Annotated in this window: 20 protein-coding genes; 6 read left to right on the top strand and 14 right to left on the bottom strand. The window is 64.9% G+C overall.

Translation table 11 applies throughout. The annotated features are described in order from the left end of the window. Window positions 1-74: 74 nt before the first annotated feature. Both AC1PLU_RS01265 and AC1PLU_RS01260 read right to left on the bottom strand, forming a co-directional pair. Window positions 75-1,091 (bottom strand): 3-oxoacyl-ACP synthase III, encoded by a 1,017-nt coding sequence (locus tag AC1PLU_RS01265; protein ID WP_023902138.1) that lies wholly within the window; start codon window positions 1,089-1,091, stop codon window positions 75-77. Window positions 1,092-1,192: 101 nt separating this feature from the next. After that, on the bottom strand, window positions 1,193-1,513 hold the full coding sequence (locus AC1PLU_RS01260; RefSeq protein WP_229011602.1) for a DUF4156 domain-containing protein: 321 nt from the start codon (window positions 1,511-1,513) through the stop codon (window positions 1,193-1,195). Window positions 1,514-1,911: 398 nt separating this feature from the next. Between AC1PLU_RS01260 and AC1PLU_RS01255 the strand changes: the two genes are divergently transcribed. Further along, window positions 1,912-2,373 carry an XAC0231 family protein gene (locus AC1PLU_RS01255; protein WP_481107469.1) on the top strand — a complete coding sequence of 154 codons (462 nt, stop codon included), beginning with the start codon at window positions 1,912-1,914 and terminating at the stop codon, window positions 2,371-2,373. 26 nt (window positions 2,374-2,399) lie between these two features. Continuing rightward, window positions 2,400-2,876: a tRNA (cytidine(34)-2'-O)-methyltransferase gene (locus AC1PLU_RS01250; RefSeq protein WP_104549545.1), complete on the top strand. Its 477-nt coding sequence runs from the start codon at window positions 2,400-2,402 to the stop codon at window positions 2,874-2,876. 153 nt (window positions 2,877-3,029) lie between these two features. Here AC1PLU_RS01250 and AC1PLU_RS01245 read toward each other — a convergent pair whose 3' ends face one another. The 6 genes from AC1PLU_RS01245 to poxB form a co-directional block, all read right to left on the bottom strand. Then, window positions 3,030-4,253: an MFS transporter gene (locus tag AC1PLU_RS01245; RefSeq protein WP_481107468.1), complete on the bottom strand. Its 1,224-nt coding sequence runs from the start codon at window positions 4,251-4,253 to the stop codon at window positions 3,030-3,032. Window positions 4,254-4,357: 104 nt separating this feature from the next. Beyond that, window positions 4,358-4,972, bottom strand: coding sequence for a hypothetical protein (locus tag AC1PLU_RS01240; RefSeq protein ID WP_481107467.1), 615 nt, complete (start codon window positions 4,970-4,972; stop codon window positions 4,358-4,360). 132 nt (window positions 4,973-5,104) lie between these two features. After that, window positions 5,105-5,905: a hypothetical protein gene (locus tag AC1PLU_RS01235; protein WP_481107466.1), complete on the bottom strand. Its 801-nt coding sequence runs from the start codon at window positions 5,903-5,905 to the stop codon at window positions 5,105-5,107. A 366-nt stretch (window positions 5,906-6,271) separates the two neighbouring features. Beyond that, complete coding sequence (locus AC1PLU_RS01230; protein WP_481107465.1) at window positions 6,272-7,609, bottom strand: sigma-54-dependent transcriptional regulator; 1,338 nt, start codon at window positions 7,607-7,609, stop codon at window positions 6,272-6,274. After that, window positions 7,594-9,036 (bottom strand): sensor histidine kinase, encoded by a 1,443-nt coding sequence (locus AC1PLU_RS01225; protein ID WP_481107464.1) that lies wholly within the window; start codon window positions 9,034-9,036, stop codon window positions 7,594-7,596. The genes AC1PLU_RS01230 and AC1PLU_RS01225 overlap by 16 nt, the downstream gene beginning before the upstream one ends. A 47-nt stretch (window positions 9,037-9,083) precedes the next feature. After that, entirely contained in the window at window positions 9,084-10,793 is a 1,710-nt protein-coding gene (poxB, locus tag AC1PLU_RS01220; RefSeq protein WP_481108441.1) for a ubiquinone-dependent pyruvate dehydrogenase, read from the bottom strand. A 364-nt stretch (window positions 10,794-11,157) separates the two neighbouring features. On the opposite strand from poxB, the gene AC1PLU_RS01215 reads away from it, so the two are divergent. Further along, on the top strand, window positions 11,158-11,754 hold the full coding sequence (locus tag AC1PLU_RS01215; protein WP_481107463.1) for an OmpO family porin: 597 nt from the start codon (window positions 11,158-11,160) through the stop codon (window positions 11,752-11,754). 304 nt (window positions 11,755-12,058) lie between these two features. On the opposite strand, the gene AC1PLU_RS01210 is transcribed toward AC1PLU_RS01215, so the two are convergent. The 6 genes from AC1PLU_RS01210 to AC1PLU_RS01185 form a co-directional block, all read right to left on the bottom strand. Further along, window positions 12,059-13,084 (bottom strand): NAD(P)H-dependent glycerol-3-phosphate dehydrogenase, encoded by a 1,026-nt coding sequence (locus AC1PLU_RS01210; RefSeq protein WP_481093869.1) that lies wholly within the window; start codon window positions 13,082-13,084, stop codon window positions 12,059-12,061. A 15-nt stretch (window positions 13,085-13,099) separates the two neighbouring features. Then, window positions 13,100-13,615: a protein-export chaperone SecB gene (gene secB / locus AC1PLU_RS01205; protein ID WP_006451124.1), complete on the bottom strand. Its 516-nt coding sequence runs from the start codon at window positions 13,613-13,615 to the stop codon at window positions 13,100-13,102. 111 nt (window positions 13,616-13,726) lie between these two features. Further along, window positions 13,727-14,164: a rhodanese-like domain-containing protein gene (locus AC1PLU_RS01200; protein ID WP_023902123.1), complete on the bottom strand. Its 438-nt coding sequence runs from the start codon at window positions 14,162-14,164 to the stop codon at window positions 13,727-13,729. A gap of 76 nt (window positions 14,165-14,240) precedes the next feature. Next, window positions 14,241-14,663 (bottom strand): hypothetical protein, encoded by a 423-nt coding sequence (locus tag AC1PLU_RS01195; protein WP_481107462.1) that lies wholly within the window; start codon window positions 14,661-14,663, stop codon window positions 14,241-14,243. Between the two features lie 28 nt (window positions 14,664-14,691). Then, window positions 14,692-15,162 (bottom strand): YiiD C-terminal domain-containing protein, encoded by a 471-nt coding sequence (locus tag AC1PLU_RS01190; protein ID WP_481107461.1) that lies wholly within the window; start codon window positions 15,160-15,162, stop codon window positions 14,692-14,694. Window positions 15,163-15,301: 139 nt separating this feature from the next. Beyond that, on the bottom strand, window positions 15,302-16,111 hold the full coding sequence (locus tag AC1PLU_RS01185) for a glycosyltransferase family 25 protein (protein WP_023902120.1): 810 nt from the start codon (window positions 16,109-16,111) through the stop codon (window positions 15,302-15,304). Between the two features lie 220 nt (window positions 16,112-16,331). Between AC1PLU_RS01185 and AC1PLU_RS01180 the strand changes: the two genes are divergently transcribed. The 3 genes from AC1PLU_RS01180 to AC1PLU_RS01170 all read left to right on the top strand — a co-directional run bounded on the left by AC1PLU_RS01180 (window position 16,332) and on the right by AC1PLU_RS01170 (window position 19,451). Further along, window positions 16,332-17,108, top strand: coding sequence for a uroporphyrinogen-III synthase (locus AC1PLU_RS01180; RefSeq protein WP_481107460.1), 777 nt, complete (start codon window positions 16,332-16,334; stop codon window positions 17,106-17,108). Between the two features lie 103 nt (window positions 17,109-17,211). After that, window positions 17,212-18,189, top strand: coding sequence for a uroporphyrinogen-III C-methyltransferase (locus AC1PLU_RS01175; protein WP_180314883.1), 978 nt, complete (start codon window positions 17,212-17,214; stop codon window positions 18,187-18,189). Then, window positions 18,186-19,451: a heme biosynthesis HemY N-terminal domain-containing protein gene (locus AC1PLU_RS01170; protein ID WP_481107459.1), complete on the top strand. Its 1,266-nt coding sequence runs from the start codon at window positions 18,186-18,188 to the stop codon at window positions 19,449-19,451. Before AC1PLU_RS01175 ends, AC1PLU_RS01170 begins: the two co-directional genes overlap by 4 nt. Window positions 19,452-19,524: the final 73 nt, after the last annotated feature.

Below are 19,524 nucleotides of genomic sequence, written 5' to 3'. Positions count from 1 at the left end.
ATGTTGCAAGAGCGAACATGATGCAATGACGTGTACTAAAAATCCATTTTTTTTAACACGTCGCTAGATGCAACTCACCAAACCACTTCCGCCATCGAGCAATTCAGCCCCGACCCGATGCCCATCAGCGCGATCCGGTCGCCCTTCTTCAGGCGGCCCAGCTCCTTGAGCTTGCTGAGCACGATCGGCACCGACGCCGGGCCGATATTGCCGTGCTCGCCGAAGATGGTCATGACCTTGGCCGGGTCGATGCCGAACGACTTCACGAACGAGGCGGTATGCGGGCGGCTGACCTGGTGGATGACGAACTGGTCCAGCTCGTCCACCGCCCAGCCCATCGCCTGCTTGGCGGCCAGGAAGGTCTTCTGCGCCAGCTTGATGCCTTCGATCAGCAGCAGCCGGGTGTCGGTGACCATGCGGTCCAGGTTGCCCCGGCACAGCTTGTTCCACTCGGTGGCCGAGCGGGTCACGCCACCCTTGTAGCGCGGCGCGTCGGGCACCAGCTCGGTGCGCGCCATCACCATGGCCGCAGCGCCGCAGCCTAACGTCAGCGCGGCGAGTTCGTTGCGGAACTCTTCCTCGGTGACGTCCGGCGAGGTCATGCGCTCGAGGGTCTTTTCGTAGACCAGGTTGGCGGTCTCGCCATCCACGACCAGCGCGTAGTCGATCTCGCCACGCTCCAGCATGCGGGCGGCGATGTCCATGCCGTTGATGAAGGCAAGGCAGGCGTTGGCCACGTCGAAGGTCACGCAGTGGTCGCCGACCCCAAGGTTGCCGGACACGATGGAGGCCGTGGACGGCTCCAGGTAGTCGCGGCTCACCGAGGTGTTGACCAGCAGGCCGATCTTTTCGATGCCGATGCCGGCGTCGATCAGGGCCTTGCGTGCGGCCAGCGTGGCGGCGTCCGATGCCTGGACATCCTGGTCCCACAGGCGCCGTGCATGGATACCGGCAACGTCGCCCAACACGTCGGTCTTGATCCCGAGACGGTCGTAGGTCGGTTGCAGGCGCTCGTTGATTTCCTTGGAAGTCAGCGTGTGCGGCGCATCAATATGCGCCAGTCCCGCGATGGAGACATTCTGGAAGAGCATCGAAATAGCGCCATGGCGTCAGGCGAGGGGGCGTCAGTCTAGCTGCTGGCCGCTTTTACCGCATCTTTACAATTGAACCGGCCTCGCTCTAGCCCAACGGTTCAGCGCGGCGGGCAGCGGAACGCGTTGAAACGCTGGCTGCCATCGGCCGGCTGGCCCTGCGCTTGGACCGTGTTGGCATTGGCGCCGGGGGCCTCGTTGCGTGCCAGCGTCTCCAGCTCTTCCTGCACCCGCAACGGGTTGCGGTTATAGAAGCCGACCTTGCTCTTGACCGACACCACGACCTCGCCCTGCTGCTGACAGCCAGCTGGCACAGGGCCTGCGGGCAGGACCTGCACGCTCTTGCCGCTTTGTTCGATCGGCACCCAGGTGCAGGCCGCGGTGGTAGCGGCAACCAGAACAGACAGCATGAGCACGCGCATAAGTCTTAGACACCTGTGGGTAAAGCCGGATTGTGCCGCAGTTGTCTGCCGGCAATCAGCGCGTGCCGTGTGCCCGCCATCGAGTCATTCAGCGCGCCGAATATCACCTCCATCGCCCTGACGACCTCTCCGCTGCGCTGTCCGCAGGCGCCGCGCGCGTCCGGGTGTCCGGACGCGGACACTGCCGCGAACAAAAAATCCCTTTGAAATCAATGTACTGATGCTGGCACGCCATTTGCTCTAGTTCATCGGCAAGCAGCCCAGCCGTGTCGTGTATCCACCTGAATCTGACTCCCGGCTGAATAAATAAAAAAGCACCAAGAAAATCCTTGCGCATACCGAAACGGTGTACTACATTACTACCACACCACTGCCCACCCACACCAAGAGACCTCACCATGAAGACCCAGACCCTGCGCATCGCCCTCTCCGCCGCCCTGCTCGCCGGCACCGCCCTGGCCGGCTTTGCCCAGGCCGCCAGCCTGACCACGCTGGACACCGTGCAGGTTCGCCCGGCTGCCGACCAGATCGCCCAGCAGATACTGGAGCGCAGCAGCGACATCCGCACCCTGAGCGCCGTGCAGGTGCGTCCGTCGGCCGAGCAACTGGCTGCACTCGCCGCCGAACAGGCTGGCCCGCGCATCGTCACCCTGGCGACCGTCCAGGTCCGCCCCTCGGCCGAACAGCGCGCCGACCTGGTGGTCCGCAGCACCGCCGCCAGTGCACAGACCGCTTCGGGCCAGGCCGCTGCCGCCATTGGCGCGCTGATGGGGCAGGTCATCGTCAACCTGCCGGTGCCGCAGCTGCAGCCGGCGCCGGTCGAGCTGGAAGCGCTGGTCAGCGCCACTCTCGGCCTTTAAGCACGCGCGCAGTTACACTTGCGCGCATGTCAGCACCCGTCCTCGATGTCATCCTGTTTCAGCCAGAAATTCCGCCCAATACGGGCAATGTGATTCGCTTGTGCGCCAACACCGGCGCGCGCCTGCACCTGATCGAGCCGCTCGGCTTCGACCTCAGCGACAAGCAGCTCAAACGCGCCGGCCTGGACTATCACGAGTACGCAACCCTGCAGGTGCATGCCGACCTGCCCACCGCACTTGCCGCAATTGCGCCCAAGCGCGTGTTTGCACTGAGTACGCGTAGCAGCGTGCGTTACGACACACCGCAGTTCGCAGATGGCGATGCCTTTTTGTTTGGCCCGGAAACCCGTGGCCTGCCGGCCGATGTACTGGAATCCATCCCGCCACAGCACCGGCTGCGTGTGCCGATGCGACCGGACAACCGCAGCCTCAATCTGTCCAACACGGTCGCGGTCATGGTGTTCGAAGCCTGGCGGCAGTGGGACTTCAGCGGCGGTCAGTAAGTCGCAATGATCGATACGACTGCACAACTGACGGGCGGCTAATCGCTGCCGGAAAGCGGCGTATCGCGCGACGGTGATGGTTCTGCGCGCAATCCGCACCACTCGATTGTTGCTTGCGATGTTGTGCCTGGGCGCCGCGCTCATGCCACCGCTTCACTGCACCGCTTGCACATCGATCGCTGACCGCAACATGCCGCGGCAGCCTGCCCACAGCGCCACCGCCAACAACGCGATCGCGCCCAGCGCCAAAAACGCGACGCGATAGCCGAAGGCGTGCGCCAGCCAGCCACCGAATGCCGGGCTCAGTGCCGCGCCCACACCTTGCACCGTCATCACCGCACCCTGACCGACATTGACGCGCCCGGTGCCCTGCAGCAAACGCGCCACCAGCGCCGGCACCACCACGGCCTGCAGGCCGGCACCGAGTCCATCGAGCATCTGCACCGGAAACACGCCCCAGCCCTGGATCAGCGATGCGGCGACCAGCGCGCGCAATGGCAACGCCATGAACGCCACCAGCAACACCCACCAATGTCCGTGCACGCGGATCCAGCGCATCGCCAACAACGCCACCACCACCATCGTGGCCTGCGCCACCACAATCGTGGTGGCCGTCAGCGCACTCGGGTCGCCCGCATGCGCGGCTACGATCGCCATGCCGTAGAGCGGCAACATCGCTGCATTGCCCAGATGGAACAGCCCCAGGGTGACGGCCAGCAACGCCAGCGGTCGGCAGGTCAGCAAGACGCGCCAACCACTGAGAGTGTCCGTGCCGTCGGTGTTGCCCAGACCGCGCGCGGCGCGATGGTCGATGGCCGCCGACGGAATCAGCCACACCGCCACGATCGCCAGCATGCCGAAAGCTGCGGTGAGCACAAAGATCGCCGCAAACCCGTACCGCCATCCCAGCCAGCCGGCCAATAGTGCGGCCAGCATGTTGCCGGCATGGTTGGCGACCTGATTGCGCGCCAGTTGATGATCGAACCCACGCGCATGCACCAGCCCCAAGGTGATGCCGGTGAGCGCCGGGCCGATACCGGCTGCCGCCAACGCCGAGACGATCTGTGCGGCGACCACACCGGAGGAGCTCGGCCGCAGCCAGATCAGTGCAGTGGCCAGCAGAATCGTCAGACAGCCGACCACCACCACGGCGCGCTTGCGCCGGGTGGTATCGACCAGTGCGCCAGCCGGCGTGGTGGCAAGCATGCCGGCGATGCCGCCCACACTCATCACCGTACCGATCGCCGCCACCGACCAGCCCTTGGATTGCAAAAACACGCTGAGAAACGGCCCCAGCCCGTCCTGCACATCGGCCACGCTGAAATGCAGCGCCTCCAGTGCGCGGCTGCCACGTGGGCGCGGTGTGCTCATGCGCATCGGCGTTCTCCGTTACACGATGGAAAGCGACTGCGCACGCTGGCGTGCATGGCCGACCCGATTGCGATCGCATCGCACCAACGCGGCAGCCGCATCGCGGGCACCTAGTGCTTGGGCTTGGGCTTATGTGCACCCGGGCCATGCGGATGCTCGATCTGCTTCAGCGATGCGGCCTTGGCGCCCAACGCATGCGCGTGGATCAGCACGCCGTGCGGCGTCGCCTGGGTATCGCCTTCTGCCACCAGCGCCTTGCCAACGATCAGCTGCTTGGAAAAGTCGGCGCCAGCATGCGGTGGAAACCGCACCGTGACCCCGTCATCCAGCAACACGCCGTGCACCTGCCCGTGCGGGCCGTGCAGCAACCGCGCAATGCTGCCGCTGTGCTGGGTACGTTGCGGCTTGGGTGGCTTGCCGGCAGGCGGTTTGGGCTTGGGTTTGACGTGCGGCCCATGCGGGCCTTCATCGAGAATGCGCTTGCCGCCTTCCGGATCGATCGCCAGTGCCACCAGCATGTCCACATCGCGCGGCTTGAGGCCACGCACGGTCAACGTGCTGCCGGGCTTGAGCGCCTTGAGCAAGGCGGCAGACAGATGCGGCGGTGTGTGCACTTCGGTGCCGTCGGTCAGCAGCAGGCCATCGATATCGGCCTTGGGATTGAGCAGAAAGCGTGCCAGCGTGCCGCGGGTTTCGGGAAGGAAATCAGGATCGACCCAATGCATGAAAGAACTCCAACGAAAGTAGGACCGGCCAATGCCGGCAAGCCGCGCCCGTCGCCACGCATGACACGTGGCAGGACAGGCGCATAGAGAGAAACGGTGTGAGCGCCGCCGCGTGTGCGACAGCGCGATGGATCAACGCGGCGCCGGAGCCGGGGGTGGCGGTGCGGCCGGCGGGACAGGCGGCGCCGGTGGTGCGGGCGGCACCGGACCATCCGGGCGCGGAGGACTGAACAAGGCGCGCTGCGAGGCACGATCGCGACCCAACTGCGTGGCTTCGATGGCGCGGCCGGTGGCCGTGGCAACACCGAAGCCGCTTACGCTCAGCGGCGCACCGGTGCGCAACAAATCGCCGAACTGCAGCGCCAGATGCGGCGGCATCCGCACCAGCGTGCCATCGCTCAGCAATGCGCCATTGGTCTCGCCACCGGGGCCGTAGACCAACCGCTCGATGCGTCCCTCGGCCTGCAACGGCGTCAATGCGGCGGGTGCCGGAGGCGCGGGCGGCATGGCGGCGGTCGGCGGCGGTCGGTCGACCACCTCGCGCCCACCACGCGTGGAACGGATGCTGCTGGCACGTAGCACCGGCAGGCTGCCCAGGCGATAACCCTGCACGGTGACCGCATCGCCACGGCGCACGGCTGCCTGCAGTTCGCCGGACAGATGCGGCGCAAACGCCACCTGGGTGCCATCGCGCAACCACAGGCCGTCGACCTCGCCGTTGGGATTGAGCATGAAGCGCTCGACGGTGCCGGTCACACTCACCGGGGTAGCGGCGACCGGTGCAGGTGGTGCAGGCGGCATCGGCGGCGCCGGTGGTGGCATGCCAACCGGCGGACGCGGGGCAACCGGTGCGGCCGGCGCTGCAGGAACCTGCGCGGCGGCGGTCGCCACGCTGCAGGCCAGTGCGAAAGCGAGTGCGGTCTGACGAATCATGTGATGTCTCCAGAGCGGCAGGAGCGCCGCTTGCCCTGAAGACAAAGCAGCAATCGTGCCAACGTCGAATGCGTTGTTTTTCAAGGGTTTTGCACATGCAGTTGGACGAATGAGCGTCTGCGTTTCATACACCACTGTCCGCTTTGCAGACACTTTTCAGCCTCTTTATGCATGACTATGCGAAAGCAAGAGCACTCTCCCGGCGCAAGATCTGCTGTGAACATCAGTGGCCAAGCACTGCGTGTGGCACCAGCGGCCTGCAATCACCCACATGTGCGCGTGTTGCTGTGCGCGTACTGCATCGCAGCCAAAACACCGACTACGCCAGCCTGCAAACATCGCATTCGGGTTTTATCGCTGCGCCTACTACAACCCATACTCATCGAGCTTGCGATACAGCAGCTGGCGATGAATGCCGAGCCGGCGCGCGGCTTCGGCGCGGTTACCGCCACTGTGCGCCAATGCGTCCTGGATCATCTGTTTTTCCAGTCGCGCTACTGCCTCGGGCAAGGTGCCTTCCTGCGGCGCCGTCGTCACGGGTTGCTCGGCACTGTGACCAAGCGCCTCGTCCAGATCCTCGGCGGTGATGCTGTGGCCACGCACCAGCAGCTGACTGCGTTGCATGACATTCCGTAGCTCACGCACGTTGCCGGGCCACGGATAGGCCAGCAGCCGAGCTTGCGCGTCCGGCGACAACGCACGCGCTGCGCCTTCGCCGGTGCGCAAAAAATACTGCGCAAGCAGCACGATGTCCTGCCCGCGTTCGCGCAGCGGCGGCAGCTCGATCGGCACCACATTCAGGCGATAACGCAGGTCGCTGCGGAACTGGCCTGCGGTCACCCACGCCGCCAGATCGCGATGCGTGGCCGCCAGCACGCGCACATCCACCTTCTGCGCGCCGCGGCCACCCAGGGGCGTGACTTCACCTTCCTGCAGAAAGCGCAGCAACTTGGCCTGCATCGGCAGCGGCATGTCGCCGATCTCGTCCAGAAACAAGGTACCGCCATCGGCCTCGCGAATCAGGCCAATGCGGTCGCCGGTCGCCCCGGAAAACGCGCCCTTGCGATGGCCGAACAACTCGCTCTCCATCAACTCCAACGGAATCGCCGCGCAATTGACCGCCACGAACGCCGCATTCGCGCGTGCGCTGGCACGATGCAAGGCGCGCGCGGCGAGCTCCTTGCCGGTGCCGGTCTCGCCTGTGATCAACACCGGCAAATCGGAGGCTGCCGCCAACCCGATGCGTTTATGCACGTTACGCATCGCCGGGCTGTGGCCGACCAGGGCATCGTCGTCTTCAGGCAGCTCGGTCGCCGCGGTATCGGCGTCGGTGTCAGCGCGACTTGCCAATGCACGCTCCACCACCTCGACGATATCGGCACGCCCCACCGGTTTGACCAGGTGATCGAACGCACCCAGCGTCATCGCTTCGATGGTGTTGCCGCTGGACGCGTACGCGGTGAGCATCACCAAGGGCACCTGATGCGCACGGGCATCGTCCGCCCGCGCGCGCAGCACCTGGATCCCGTCCATCCCGGGCATGCGGAAGTCCACGAACGCCAGCTCGATACCGCCCTCGTTCAAGCGCGCCAATCCATCGGCGCCGTTATCGACCGCGATCACCGTATGGCCGAGCGAGCGCAGCGTTGCCTGCAAGGTGGCAAGAAACGCCGCATCGTCATCGATAATCAGGATGCGCGCCATGGCAGCTCCACAATGAAATGGGTCATGCCATCGGCATGTACGTAACGCACCTGCCCGCCATGCGCGCGCGCGATCTCGCGCACCAGGGCAAGACCGAGGCCATTGCCATCGCTGCGACCGCTGACGAACGGCTCGAACAACTGCGCTGCAATGGTCTTGGCAATCGCCGCGCCGCGATTGCAGACCTGTAGCTGCAACAAATCATCGCTGGCGCTGGCCTCCAACGTCACCGTGCTGCCTGCGTCGGCATGCTGCAACGCGTTGCGCAGCAGATTGTGCACGGCGCGCCCGAGCTGCTGCGGGTCGAGCGTCCATTGCAACGGCATAGCAGGCACGCGCAGCTGTGGCGCAGGCGTGCCTGGCGGTAGCAAGGCCGGATCCAGCAAGGTCGCCAACCAGTCCTGCACCACCACCGTTTCCAACTGCAGACGGATCGGCTGCACCATGCCGAGCAGACTTTCCACCACCCCATCCAGGCGGCGGATCTGCCCCAGCATCAGCTCGCCATGCGCGGCATCGTCCGGCGTGCTCTGCCGGCTGGCGATATCGTTTTCCACCGCCAGACGCATGGTGGCGATCGGGTTACGAATCTCATGCGCCACCGTCGCTGTCAGGCGGCCCAGCGCGGCCAGACGTTCGTGCCGGGATAGCTCGTCGGCCAGCCGCCGTGTCTGCGCCAGCGCTTGCGCATTGCGCTGTGCGTAGTCGCTCACCGCAGCGCCCAACCGATCCAGCTCGGGGGCACCGGTGACCGGAATCTGCGGGAGCTCGGTATCGGCGGCGATCGCCTGCTGGATCCGCCGCAGGCGCTGACTCCAACGCCGTACCACCACGCCTAACGCAATCGCCGACACCGCCACCATGGCGAAGATCAGCAACATGCCGATCACCAACGGCCGCCAGGCATCGGAGGTACTCGCCGGCACCCGCGACATGGTCCATGCGGCGGTGCCCGAGGCCAGCGGGCAGGCGCTGATCAACACCACTTCGCGACTGCCATCGCGACGAAATTCCACCGCCTTGTTGCCCACTGCGCTCTGCCGCGCGGTACTGACGATCGTGGTCCACTCGGCAGCGGGGATATCGGTCTTGTGATCGCTGCCGTCGTAAGTGGGATAGGCGTACGCAATGAATCCCTTGTCGAGATTCCACACGCCGCCCTCCACACCGGGCGCATCGGCCAGCACCAACTGCACCACCACCGCCGCCAGCCCGGCCCCGTTGTCGCCACTGCGCGCGGCCTCGCTTGCACCGGCGTAGCGCTGCACGATGCGCGTGCACTGCGCGGTCAATTGCTGGCGCGCTTCGTCCAACCGCACGCCTTCGGTCTGTCGGTAAAGGCCATACAACATCGTGGCCACGCCCACGCAGGCGGCAAGGATCACCACCCAGATCAACAGCAATTGGCGCAACAACGAACGAGGCATACGAAAGGATCCGATGAAGACGTGCAGTGGCGAACGCGGCGATGGCGTTAACGCATATTGGTCTTGACCAGATCGATCACCTCATCGCCGCGACCACTCATCACCGCCTTGAGCAGATACAGGCCCATCCCCTTGGCCTGTTCCAACTTGATCGCCGGCGGCACTGCCAGTTCCTGTGTGGCGATGCGCACATCCACCAACGCCGGGCCGGAATGCGCAAACGCCTGCCGCAATGCACGTTCCAGCTGCGACGACTCATCCACACGGATGCCCAAAATACCCATCGCATTGCTCATCGCAGCGAAGTCCGGATTGCGCAACTCGGTGCCGGTGTCCAGATAGCCGGCGGCCTTCATCTCCATCGCCACAAATCCCAGCGAGGCATTGTTGAACACCACGATCTTCACCGGCAGACGCAGCTGCGCCAGCGAGATGAAATCGCCCATCAACATCGCAAAGCCGCCATCGCCAGACAGCGAAATCACCTGACGGCCCGGAAACGCCGCTTGCGCACCCAGCGCCTGCGGCATCGCATTGGCCATCGAACCGTGATTGAACGAGCCGAGCAAACGGCGTTGTCCGTTCATGCGCAGATAGCGCGCGGCCCACACCGTCGGCGTGCCGACATCGCAGGTAAACACTGCATCCTGGTCGGCAATCTGGCTGATCATCCGCACCACGAATTGCGGATGCAGCGGCTCGCCCGGGTCTGCCGGCACCGCCAGATCGTCCAGCCCTTCGCGCGCCTTGCGGTAATGCGCAAGCGATTTCTCCAGGAAGTCGCGCTTCTCGCGTTGCTGCAGGTGCGGCAGCAAGGCGGCAATGGTTTCACCCACATCCGCTGCGATACCCAGTTGCAAGGGCGTGCGCCGTCCCAATGCGCCGGGGTCGCGATCCACCTGCACGATGGTCGCGTCCTTCGGGTAGAACTGCCGATACGGGAAATCCGTGCCCAACATGATCAAGGTGTCGCAGTTGAGCATTGCGTGGTAGCCGGAACTGAAACCGATCAGACCGGTCATGCCGACATCGAACGGGTTTTCCCACTCCACATATTCTTTCCCGCGCAACGCGTGCACGATCGGCGCACCCAAGGTGTCGGCCAATGCCACCACCGCATCGTGTGCACCCGCACAGCCGCTGCCGCACAACAGCGTGATCGCCTCGCTTTGCTGCAACAGCTCGGCCAACTGCGCCACGTCTTCGGCGGCTGGCAGCACGCGCGGCTGGCGCAGTTGCGGCCAGGCACTGGACACGTGCTTGTCCATTTCCAGCAACGCGATATCGCCGGGGATCACCACCACCGCCACACCCTGCTGCAGGATGGCGGTGCGCATCGCCCGATGCAGCACTTCCGGCAGCTGCGCCGGGTTGGTCACCAACTCCACGAAGTGACTGCACTCGCGGAACAACTCCTGCGGGTGGGTCTCCTGAAAATAACTCAGCCCGATCTCGGACGAGGGAATATGCGCGGCGATCGCCAGCACCGGCTGACGGCTGCGATGGCAATCGAACAGCCCGTTGATCAGGTGCAGATTGCCCGGCCCGCAGCTGCCCGCACACACGGCCAGCTGGCCGGTCACTGCCGCCTCGGCGCCAGCGGCGAATGCGGCGACTTCTTCGTGGCGCACATGCATCCACTCGATCGTCTGCATCTCACGCAAGGCATCGGTCAAGCCGTTGAGGCTGTCGCCGGTCACACCCCAGATCCGCTCCACACCCGCGCTCTGCAGCGTCTCGGCCAGAAACCGCGCCAACGTCTTTTTCTTCGCCACGATGCAGCTCCAGAGATGTTCAACAAGCCTGCATGGTCCCAGCCGCAGCGTCAGTGCAATGTCCTCGCCTTGATGCAGATGGCAAAAATCGCTGTAAAACAGGTGCTTCTACACGCGCATCTCACATTGGCGCGAGGTAACTCACACCCCATCACGCTTTGCGTGTGCGCCACACGCATTGCAGCTTGATGACAAAAACCGGAACTGAACCGGGCGCGATGATTCATGCACCAGTCAGTTCAAAATTCATGTCGCGTTCCATCGAATAACGGAGAATTTACATCTCGGCAGCGAACGGCATCCGCCTCAGCGCCGGCCCAAATCAATAAGTACAGGTATCTCGATCATGAAGACTTCTTTGCTGGCCCTCGGCCTTCTCGCAGCTCTGCCGTTTGCGGCCTCCGCTGCTGAAAACATCTCTTACAACTTCGTCGAAGGCGACTATGTGCGCACTCCGACAGAAGGTCGCGACGCCGATGGTTGGGGCGTGAAGGGCTCCTACGCCATCACCCCGAACATCCACGTGTTCGGCGATTACAGCAAGCAGAACGCTGACGACGACAACAACGTGTTCGAAAGCTCCAACACCGACTTCCAGCAATGGGGCGTGGGCGTGGGCTACAACTACGAAGTGGCCACCAGCACCGACCTGCTGGCGCGCGTTGCCTACCGCAAGCTGGACCTGGACACCCCGAACATCAACTTCGATGGTTTCAGCGTCGAAGCTGGCCTGCGTAACTCGTTCGGCGAGCATTTCGAAGTCTACGCTCTGGCTGGCTACGAAGATTTCTCCAAGAAGCGTGGCATCGATCTGGACGACACCTTCTACGGCCGCCTTGGCGCCCAGGTGAAGTTGAACCAGAACTGGGGCATCAACGGCGACATCCGTATGGATGGCGACGGCAACAAGGAATGGTCGGTCGGCCCGCGTTTCAGCTGGTAAGCCGCACGTTTAACGCAACGCGACTCTCTCTCCCGCGTTGCATTGGAAGCCCGGTCCCACGACCGGGCTTCTTTCTTTTGCGCGATTGGATGATTGCAATGCAGCGCACTCGATCGCTAGATGCCGTGTGGACGGGCTGTTGCGCTGGAACGTAGTGCGCAGCACGTTTACATGGCTGCGACGCGAGAAGCTTTCGCCTTGATGCACGCAACGACAAGTGCGCAAACACTAAAAATCCCGGCATTGCCGGGCTTTTTAGTGTCTTCACTCCACCACGCGACGCGCGAGGCGCGTTACCGACCAATCAGGTAAACAACGCCTGCGGATACTCGGGCTTGCGCTCGCGCGCCAACAGTTCCTTCAATGCGGCTTCCGGTGTGATCTCGCCATGCAACACGGCACGCACGGCGTTGGAGATCGGCAGTTCGATGCCGTGATGTTCGGCCTGGCGCATGACTTCATCGGCGGTTTGCACCGACTCGACCACCTGGCCGATCTCGCGGATCGCATCGTTCAAGCTCTGGCCACGCCCCAATGCCAGACCCAGCCGCCGATTACGCGACAGATCGCCGGTGCAGGTCAGTACCAGATCGCCCAATCCGGCCAGGCCCATCAAGGTCTCCGGACGCGCACCGATCACCGCCGCCAGGCGCAGCATCTCGTTCAAGCCACGCGTGATCAGACCGGCGCGTGCATTGAGACCGAGCTGCATGCCATCGGCCACACCGGTGGCCACGGCCAGCACGTTCTTCATCGCGCCACCGAGCTCGGCACCCACCATGTCATCGCCGGTATAGGCGCGGAAGGTGGGGCCATGCATGGCATCGGCCACGACCTGCGCGAACGCCGCATCGTCGCCGTGCACGGTGATGGCGGTCGGCAAACCAAGCGTTACTTCCTTGGCGAAGGACGGCCCGGTCACCACGGCCAGTGGCACGCTGGGGCCGAGGATGGCGCGCGCCACTTCATGCAGGAACCGCCCGGAACCGGGCTCGAATCCCTTGGTCGCCCACGCCACGCCGGCACTGGCCGGACGCAATGGTGCAATCAACTGGATCGTTTCGGTGAACGCATGCGAGGGCACCACGACCAGGATCCAACTTGCATCGGCAACGGCCAGCTGCAGGTCGGTGGTCGCGCGCAGGCTCTCGGGCAGTGGAATGCCCGGCAGATAGCGCACGTTTTCGTGATTGCGGTCGATGGCATCCACCATCGCCGCATCGCGCCCCCAGAGCACGGTCGGGTGACCGTGTCTGGCAAGCAGCGCGGCCAGGGCCGTGCCCCAGGAACCGGCGCCGAGGACGGCGATCTTGTGCTTCGAATCGCTCATCGGCGCACGCAACGCTTAGGCGTTGCCAGCCGGCTCGGAATCGGCCAGCGAGGTGCCTTCGCCCTGCGAGCGCTGGCGCAGGGTTTCTGCGTACAGGGCTTCGAAGTTGATCGGCTGCAGGTAGAACGGCGGGAAGCCGCCGGCCTGGATCAGGTCGCTGACCAGGGTGCGCACATACGGGAACAGGATGTTCGGGCACTGGGTGCCGAGCAGCACGTCGATCGCCTGCGGCTCCAAACCCACTAGGCCGAACACGCCGGCCTGCTGCACTTCGGCCACGTAGGCGGTCTTGCCACCGGCGGTGCAGGTCAGGGTCACGGCCAGCACGACTTCGAAGGCATTGTCGTTGAGGCGCTGCACCTTCTGATTGAGGTTCAGCTGCAGCTCGGGCTGATTGGCGTCATTGAAGACGGCCGGTGCGTTCGGCGATTCGAAAGAAACGTCCTTGACGTAAATCTTCTCGATGGTGAAAGCGGGGCCAGCAGCGGCGTCGGCCGGCGCAACGGCGCCGTTGATGATTTCGTCGGACATTCCTAACTCCAAAAAACGGTTCGGTGGATGCAGCGTTGAATGATGCAGGCGTGAAAGCGCGAGTCTCTCACGCAAGCAATGGGGACTTGCCTGCGGCCGTACAAGGTGAGATCAGGCGCGACCCTTGACCAGCGGCAGTTCGGCGATCTGCCAGGCAGCCACGCCGCCATCGAGCCAGTACACCTTCTCGAAGCCGGCCTTCTTGAGCGTCTTGGCCGCGCCTGCCGAGGCGTTGCCGTTACGGCAGACCACCACCACGGGGGAGGCCTTGGCGTTGGCAAGCAATTTGCCGGCCGGGTCGAACTTGGCTAGCGCCACATTGCGGCTGCCGGCGATATGGCCTTTTTCGAAATCGGCGGTGGGCGACAGGTCGATCACCAGCGCATTCTCGCTGTTGATCAAACGGGTCAGCTCGGCCGGCGTGAGTGCGCGATACCCACGGAACAGGCGCGCGACCTCGGTGACGATCAGGGCGATGGTCAGGCCCACCAGGGCCAGCGACAACATGGGGTTGCGGCCGACAAAGGCCTGCAGCTCTTCGAAATTCACGGGGTCAGGGTCGTTCAAGCGGGCGGGAATTGTCGCACAGCTGGCGCACGCGACGGCCAGGGCGCAGCGGTGCGGGCTATTGGCCCTGCCACAGATCGGGCAGGCCGCTGGCCAGCCACCAGCGTTTGCGCTCGGCGTCCCAGCGCCATAGCTCGATGCTGCGCACCAGCCGCTCGGCCTGGGTGTTGCGGTTGATCACGCGCAACTCGACCTCGCGGCGCAGGTCGCCCGCGGCATCTTCGCCCACCCGCACCTCGCGGTAGCCGGAGATCTGCACCTGTTCGTAGCGCGAGCGCTCCAGATCGCTGAGCGGATGCACCAAGGCATACGTGGGTTCGACAAAGCCCTGCGCGGCGTCGAAGTCGCTCCAGCGCACGGCGGCCGTGTAGGCAGCCTGGGTGGTCTCCAGCGCGCGCGCCTGGGCACGGCTGCCGGCACACACCACACCGCTCACCATCGCCAGCCCGAGCAACAGCATTGCCCCCATCACTGCACGCATGCGTATTCCCCTAAATCCAGCCCGCATCCTACCGTTTTGGAAACGCCACGAAGCGCCCGCTCAAGGTCGCCGCCGCCGAGCCCGACCCCAGCGCAATCTGCGCACGCATGCCGATGCGCGCCTTGCCGCGTTGGCGGAAGGTGGCCAGAAACGCATCCCAACTGCCCATCTCGGATGGCTCGGCATTGGCGACCAGGTCTTCGTACACCGGTGCGACGTAGCGCAGCTGGCTGTCGGCCACGTACACATCGGCGCTGTGGCCGGCCAATTGCAGCTGCAGGGTCAGCCAGCCCCAACTGGCCAGCGTCATCAGCGAGGCCAGGCTGCCGCCGAACGCGTTGGCCTTGTCGTTGACGTTGGCCTGCAGCGGCGCACGCAAGCGCAGCGCGCCGTCATGCAAGCCATCGACGGCGATGCCCATCGACAGCACCGGCGGCATGGCAATGAATTGCTGCTGCAGCGACTGCAGGGCGGATGCGAGCGTGCACGAAGGAGTCATCGGCGAAGGCTGAAAGACGGCGAAGGGCGGCATCATGCCGCAATGTTCTGCGAGCGTCTTGTGCACTGAAATACATGCGGTACCGCATGGTAAAACACGTTCAGCGCTGTCTCGTTGCAGGCCTTCGCTATCGCGCCGCTTAGGGCGCGAACACCACCTTGCGATAGCCCTGCGCCACACGCAACAACGCGGTCGCTTTCGCCTTCCAATGCGCACTGCGCTGCTTCTGCGCCTGCGTCAGCGGCGCATCGATGGTGCTGGTGAACACGATCTGCTCCGGGGCGTTGTGGAAGAACTTGTCCTGAATGCAGGCCGCCGGCGAGAGCTGATAGGTGGACAACTGCTGTGCCACCGGCGATTCGTTCCAGCCGAACAGAAAAATATCGGCCATGGTGTGCCAGCGCGCTTCGGCGGCCAGCAACAAGCGTGCCGCATCGCGGCTGATGATCAGCGCGCCGGCGCACACCGGCCAGCAGTGCTGATAGGTGGATGGACGCACCAGGCGCAGCTGACGCCCGCCGATGTCGGCGACCTTGCTATCGAGCTTGATGCGGTTGTAAGACGGTTCCAGCCGCACGATGCTGTTGCCCGCCGGTAGCCACTCGGTGCTGCGCAGCAGCGCCGGCAGCGCGTCGGACAGATGCATGTCGTCTTCGAAGATGGCGGTGTAGGCGTCATCGGAGTCCGCCGCGATGCGCCACGCGGCCTGATGGCTCAGAAAGCAGCCGATGTTGGAAGCGGTCCACTTGCGCGGGCCAGTGCTGAAGCCATCCCCGGAACCTTCCAGCGGGCGTTCGCGCACGAAATCGGCGATCTGCTCGGGCGTCAGCGTGGCGCCGTCGAAGGCGGGAATGCGCTCGAACGGCATGCCCAGCGCCTGGAACCGCGCCGACATGGCCTGCAAACGGTCGCTACTGCGCTGCATGTTGATGAGGTAGGACTTGATCACGGTACTACTCCGGCGTGGCTGTCGAGGCGGATCGTGGCCGGATCCACGAGATTTACAAGAGGTTACGAAATGAGACACCCGTCTCATTCATGAACGCAGGCGATTTCGCCTGCAAACGCTGCTGCGAGTGACGGCATTCCGGTCCGATGAGATCGCCACCGGCGACATCGGCGCGGTGCCATCTCGCCCTGACGCCGCAACGTTCTCGCATAATCGTGAGATGACCCGGCCCACTTCCTCGACCGACGCCTGGACCCTGATCTCGCTGCGGCCCAGCGGTGAGCACGCGCCACTGCGGCGGGCCGCCGCCCGGCATGGCGGACGGCTGCTCGCGCTGTCGCCATGGCGGCTGCAGACCAACGACACCGCACAGGCACGGGCTGCACTGGAGCAAGCGCTGCAGGCACCGATCGCGGTATTCACCAGCCCGGCAGCGGTGCACGCCGCGCAGCGTCTTTCACCGCTGCAGCGGCCAGCGCAGGCGCAATGGGTAAGCGTGGGAGACGGCACCGCGCGCGCATTGCAGGCCTGCGGGATCGATGCAGTGGTGCGCCCTGCGCGCATGGATAGCGAAGGACTTCTGGCACTGCCACTGTTCGAGCCGCCATTGCAGACAGTCGCTCTGATCACTGCGCCAGGCGGGCGCGGCATGCTGGCACCGGCACTGGAGCAGCGTGGCGCCCGTGTCCTGCGCGCCGATGTCTATCAACGCGTCGCGCTGCGATTGCGCGCATCGGCCGTGCACGCCCTGGCCAGTGCACTGCCACGCAGCGTGCTGGCATTGAGCAGCGCCGAAGCGCTATCGCTGGTGTTAGAGCAATTGCCCGCAGCGTTGGTCGATGCCTGGCGACTCCATCCGGTAGTGGCCTCCAGCGAGCGCATGCGCGCATCCGCACATGCCGCCGGCTTCACGCATGTGGTGCGCGCCGCAGGTCCACTGCCCGAGCAATTGGCCGCCGCCGCTGCAGCGATCGTGACACCATCACGACCTTGCTGAACTCCGAATCCATCCAGCGCTTGCGGGTGTCTGCTGCGGCACGCCATGCTGTACCAGATGACTGTGGCGCATGCGCCAGTCGTGACCTCCCGAGGATGTCCCAATGACTGAAATGCCCGCTTCCACGCGACGCTTCCCCGTGGCCTGGCTGCTGCTTGCGGTTGCCGTGGCGGCAGTGGGCGTGGCGCTGTTTCTGGGCTGGCGCGCATGGCAGACCTATCAAAGCGGGCAGCTGCAGGCGGCCCAAGCGCAGCAGCAACGCTGGGATGGCACCCAGCAGATGCTGGAAACCTTGCGCCGCGATCAGCGCCTGGCCAACGAGCGCCTGCAGGATGCCGCAGCGACCAATCGTGTATTACGCGATGAAATGCTCGGGCTGAGCCAGCGCAGCGCGTTGCTTGAAGAAACCGTACAAAAACTGGCCGATCCCAATCGACATGGCGCGCAGGCGCTGCGTCTGGATGAAGTGGAACTGCTGCTGCGGCTCGGCCAGCAACGCCTGAGTATTGCCGGCGACGCCGATGGCGCACGCCGTGCCTATGCGCTGGCCAATGCCGCACTCAACGGCGTGGACGACCCGGGCTATCTCAATCTGCGCCAGGCGCTGGTGCAGGAACGCGACGCACTGGACCGCCTCGGCGCTGGCCCGCAAGCGCAAGCCGGTCAATTGCTGGACAAACTCGCCGCCGATCTGCAGCGCTTGCCGGAACACACCGCGCAAGAGAACGAAGCCGCGCAGCCGTGGTGGCAGAAAGTGCTCGCACCGCTGGTGGACATTCGCCCCAGCCGTGGCGATGCACTGCTCGTCGGCGGCGACCGCAACGCCGCGCGCGATGCCTTGCAGATCGAAGTCAGCCTGGCCCGCGCTGCGGCCGAACGCGGCGATGCCGCCGGCTTCGTCCAATCGCTGCGGCGCGTGGACACCTGGACCACCCGGCTGTGGCCGGATTCGCCACAACGTCGCCAGGCCCGCACGCGCCTGCGCACCTTGCAACAAGCGCCACTGCGTCCGCGCCTGCCGGAACTGGGCACCACCCTGCTGCAACTGCAGGCCATGCGTGAAGGGAGATCCACCCAATGAAAGTGTTGCGTACCGTCTTGATTCTGTTGGTTGCCGTGGCGCTGGGCGTGCTCGGTGCGCAATGGTTGTCGCATCAAAACAGTTACGACCTGGGCAATGTGGTGGTCAGCGTCGGCGGCAACGACTACCGCGCGGCGATGCCGCAGGCGCTGCTGATCCTGGTCATCGCGCTGCTGGTGCTGTGGCTGGTGTGGACCCTGATCAGCCTGCCGTTCCGGGTCTGGGGCAAGTACCGCCGCAAGAAGGGCCGCGCCCGCCTGATCGAAGGCCTGCGCGCGGCCGATCATGGCCAGTGGCAGCGTGCCGAGCGCCTGCTCGTCACTGCCAGCGAGGACGACGACGTCAGCGGTATCGCACTGGCAAGTGCAGTCCGTGTGGCCGATGCGCGCGGCGATGACGCCTCGGCCACTGCGCTGGCCCAGCAACTGGCCGAGCGCGACCCCACCGCACACGCGCTGCTGCAAGGCGAACGGCATCTGGCGCGGCAACGCCCGGTCGAGGCGATCAATGCGCTCGATAGTGCCAACGCGCAACCGCTGCCGGCACGCGGGCTATTGCTGCGCACGCAGGCCCTGGCGCAGATCGGCCGCGCCGACGAGGCCTACGGTCAACTCGGCGCATTGCGTCAGCAGGCGGTGCTGGCCCCCGATGCCTACAACGCGCTGGAAGCCACCCTGGCCGAACAGACGCTGTTGCAGGCCGGCGATGCCAATGCCCTGGCAGAACGCTGGGAAGCACTGCCGAAGCCGCTGCGCACCTATCCGGCAGTCGTCGGCGCCTATGCACAGCGCGCGGCGATTCTGCATTGGGACGATGCGGCCGTACACAGCCTGGAACAGGCGCTGGATACGCAATGGGACGAATCGCTGGTGCGTCTGTACGGCGTGCTGCCGCTGGAAAAATACGACTCGCGCCGCGCCAGTGCGCAGCGTTGGCTCACCCAGTATCCGGATAGCCCGGGCCTGTTGTTGACGATGGCGCGCCTGGCGCGTCACCAGCAGCAGTGGTCGCAGGCCGAAGAGTTTCTGCATCGCGCCGTGGCCAATGGCGCCGGCAGCGAGGCCTGGGAAGAACTCGGGCATGGCTTTGCCGCGGCCGGCGATCTGCTGTCTGCGCAGCACTGCTACGCCAATGCCCTGCGCGCTGCACGCGGCGAACCGGTGCATGAGGGTTTGCCGCAGCAATCGCTGCGTGGACCGATCGTCTCGGCGTCTGCAACACCGCCGGCCGACCCGCTCGCACCGGATGATCGCGTGCTGTAATTGATCACGCTGTCATCGATCACGCTGTCATCGATCACGGCTGATCGATTCTGCGGCGATGTGTGGATTAACT

This window comes from Xanthomonas sp. NCPPB 2933 (assembly GCF_056725225.1).
Note: the sequence above shows the minus strand (reverse complement) of the source record. Positions and strands in the feature narration are given on the sequence as shown.

What these genes read in the sequence shown, in the direction of transcription:
- AC1PLU_RS01230 (WP_481107465.1), bottom strand. Translation starts at nt 7,609, where the DNA reads ATGGCGCGCATCCTGATTATCGATGACGATGCGGCGTTTCTTGCCACC.
- AC1PLU_RS01180 (WP_481107460.1), top strand. Translation starts at nt 16,332, where the DNA reads ATGACCCGGCCCACTTCCTCGACCGACGCCTGGACCCTGATCTCGCTG.
- AC1PLU_RS01260 (WP_229011602.1), bottom strand. Translation starts at nt 1,513, where the DNA reads ATGCGCGTGCTCATGCTGTCTGTTCTGGTTGCCGCTACCACCGCGGCC.
- AC1PLU_RS01255 (WP_481107469.1), top strand. Translation starts at nt 1,912, where the DNA reads ATGAAGACCCAGACCCTGCGCATCGCCCTCTCCGCCGCCCTGCTCGCC.
- AC1PLU_RS01240 (WP_481107467.1), bottom strand. Translation starts at nt 4,972, where the DNA reads ATGCATTGGGTCGATCCTGATTTCCTTCCCGAAACCCGCGGCACGCTG.
- AC1PLU_RS01215 (WP_481107463.1), top strand. Translation starts at nt 11,158, where the DNA reads ATGAAGACTTCTTTGCTGGCCCTCGGCCTTCTCGCAGCTCTGCCGTTT.
- AC1PLU_RS01210 (WP_481093869.1), bottom strand. Translation starts at nt 13,084, where the DNA reads ATGAGCGATTCGAAGCACAAGATCGCCGTCCTCGGCGCCGGTTCCTGG.
- AC1PLU_RS01195 (WP_481107462.1), bottom strand. Translation starts at nt 14,663, where the DNA reads ATGCGTGCAGTGATGGGGGCAATGCTGTTGCTCGGGCTGGCGATGGTG.
- secB (WP_006451124.1), bottom strand. Translation starts at nt 13,615, where the DNA reads ATGTCCGACGAAATCATCAACGGCGCCGTTGCGCCGGCCGACGCCGCT.
- AC1PLU_RS01250 (WP_104549545.1), top strand. Translation starts at nt 2,400, where the DNA reads ATGTCAGCACCCGTCCTCGATGTCATCCTGTTTCAGCCAGAAATTCCG.
- AC1PLU_RS01235 (WP_481107466.1), bottom strand. Translation starts at nt 5,905, where the DNA reads ATGATTCGTCAGACCGCACTCGCTTTCGCACTGGCCTGCAGCGTGGCG.
- AC1PLU_RS01175 (WP_180314883.1), top strand. Translation starts at nt 17,212, where the DNA reads ATGACTGAAATGCCCGCTTCCACGCGACGCTTCCCCGTGGCCTGGCTG.
- AC1PLU_RS01225 (WP_481107464.1), bottom strand. Translation starts at nt 9,036, where the DNA reads ATGCCTCGTTCGTTGTTGCGCCAATTGCTGTTGATCTGGGTGGTGATC.
- AC1PLU_RS01170 (WP_481107459.1), top strand. Translation starts at nt 18,186, where the DNA reads ATGAAAGTGTTGCGTACCGTCTTGATTCTGTTGGTTGCCGTGGCGCTG.
- AC1PLU_RS01190 (WP_481107461.1), bottom strand. Translation starts at nt 15,162, where the DNA reads ATGACTCCTTCGTGCACGCTCGCATCCGCCCTGCAGTCGCTGCAGCAG.
- AC1PLU_RS01265 (WP_023902138.1), bottom strand. Translation starts at nt 1,091, where the DNA reads ATGCTCTTCCAGAATGTCTCCATCGCGGGACTGGCGCATATTGATGCG.
- AC1PLU_RS01245 (WP_481107468.1), bottom strand. Translation starts at nt 4,253, where the DNA reads ATGCGCATGAGCACACCGCGCCCACGTGGCAGCCGCGCACTGGAGGCG.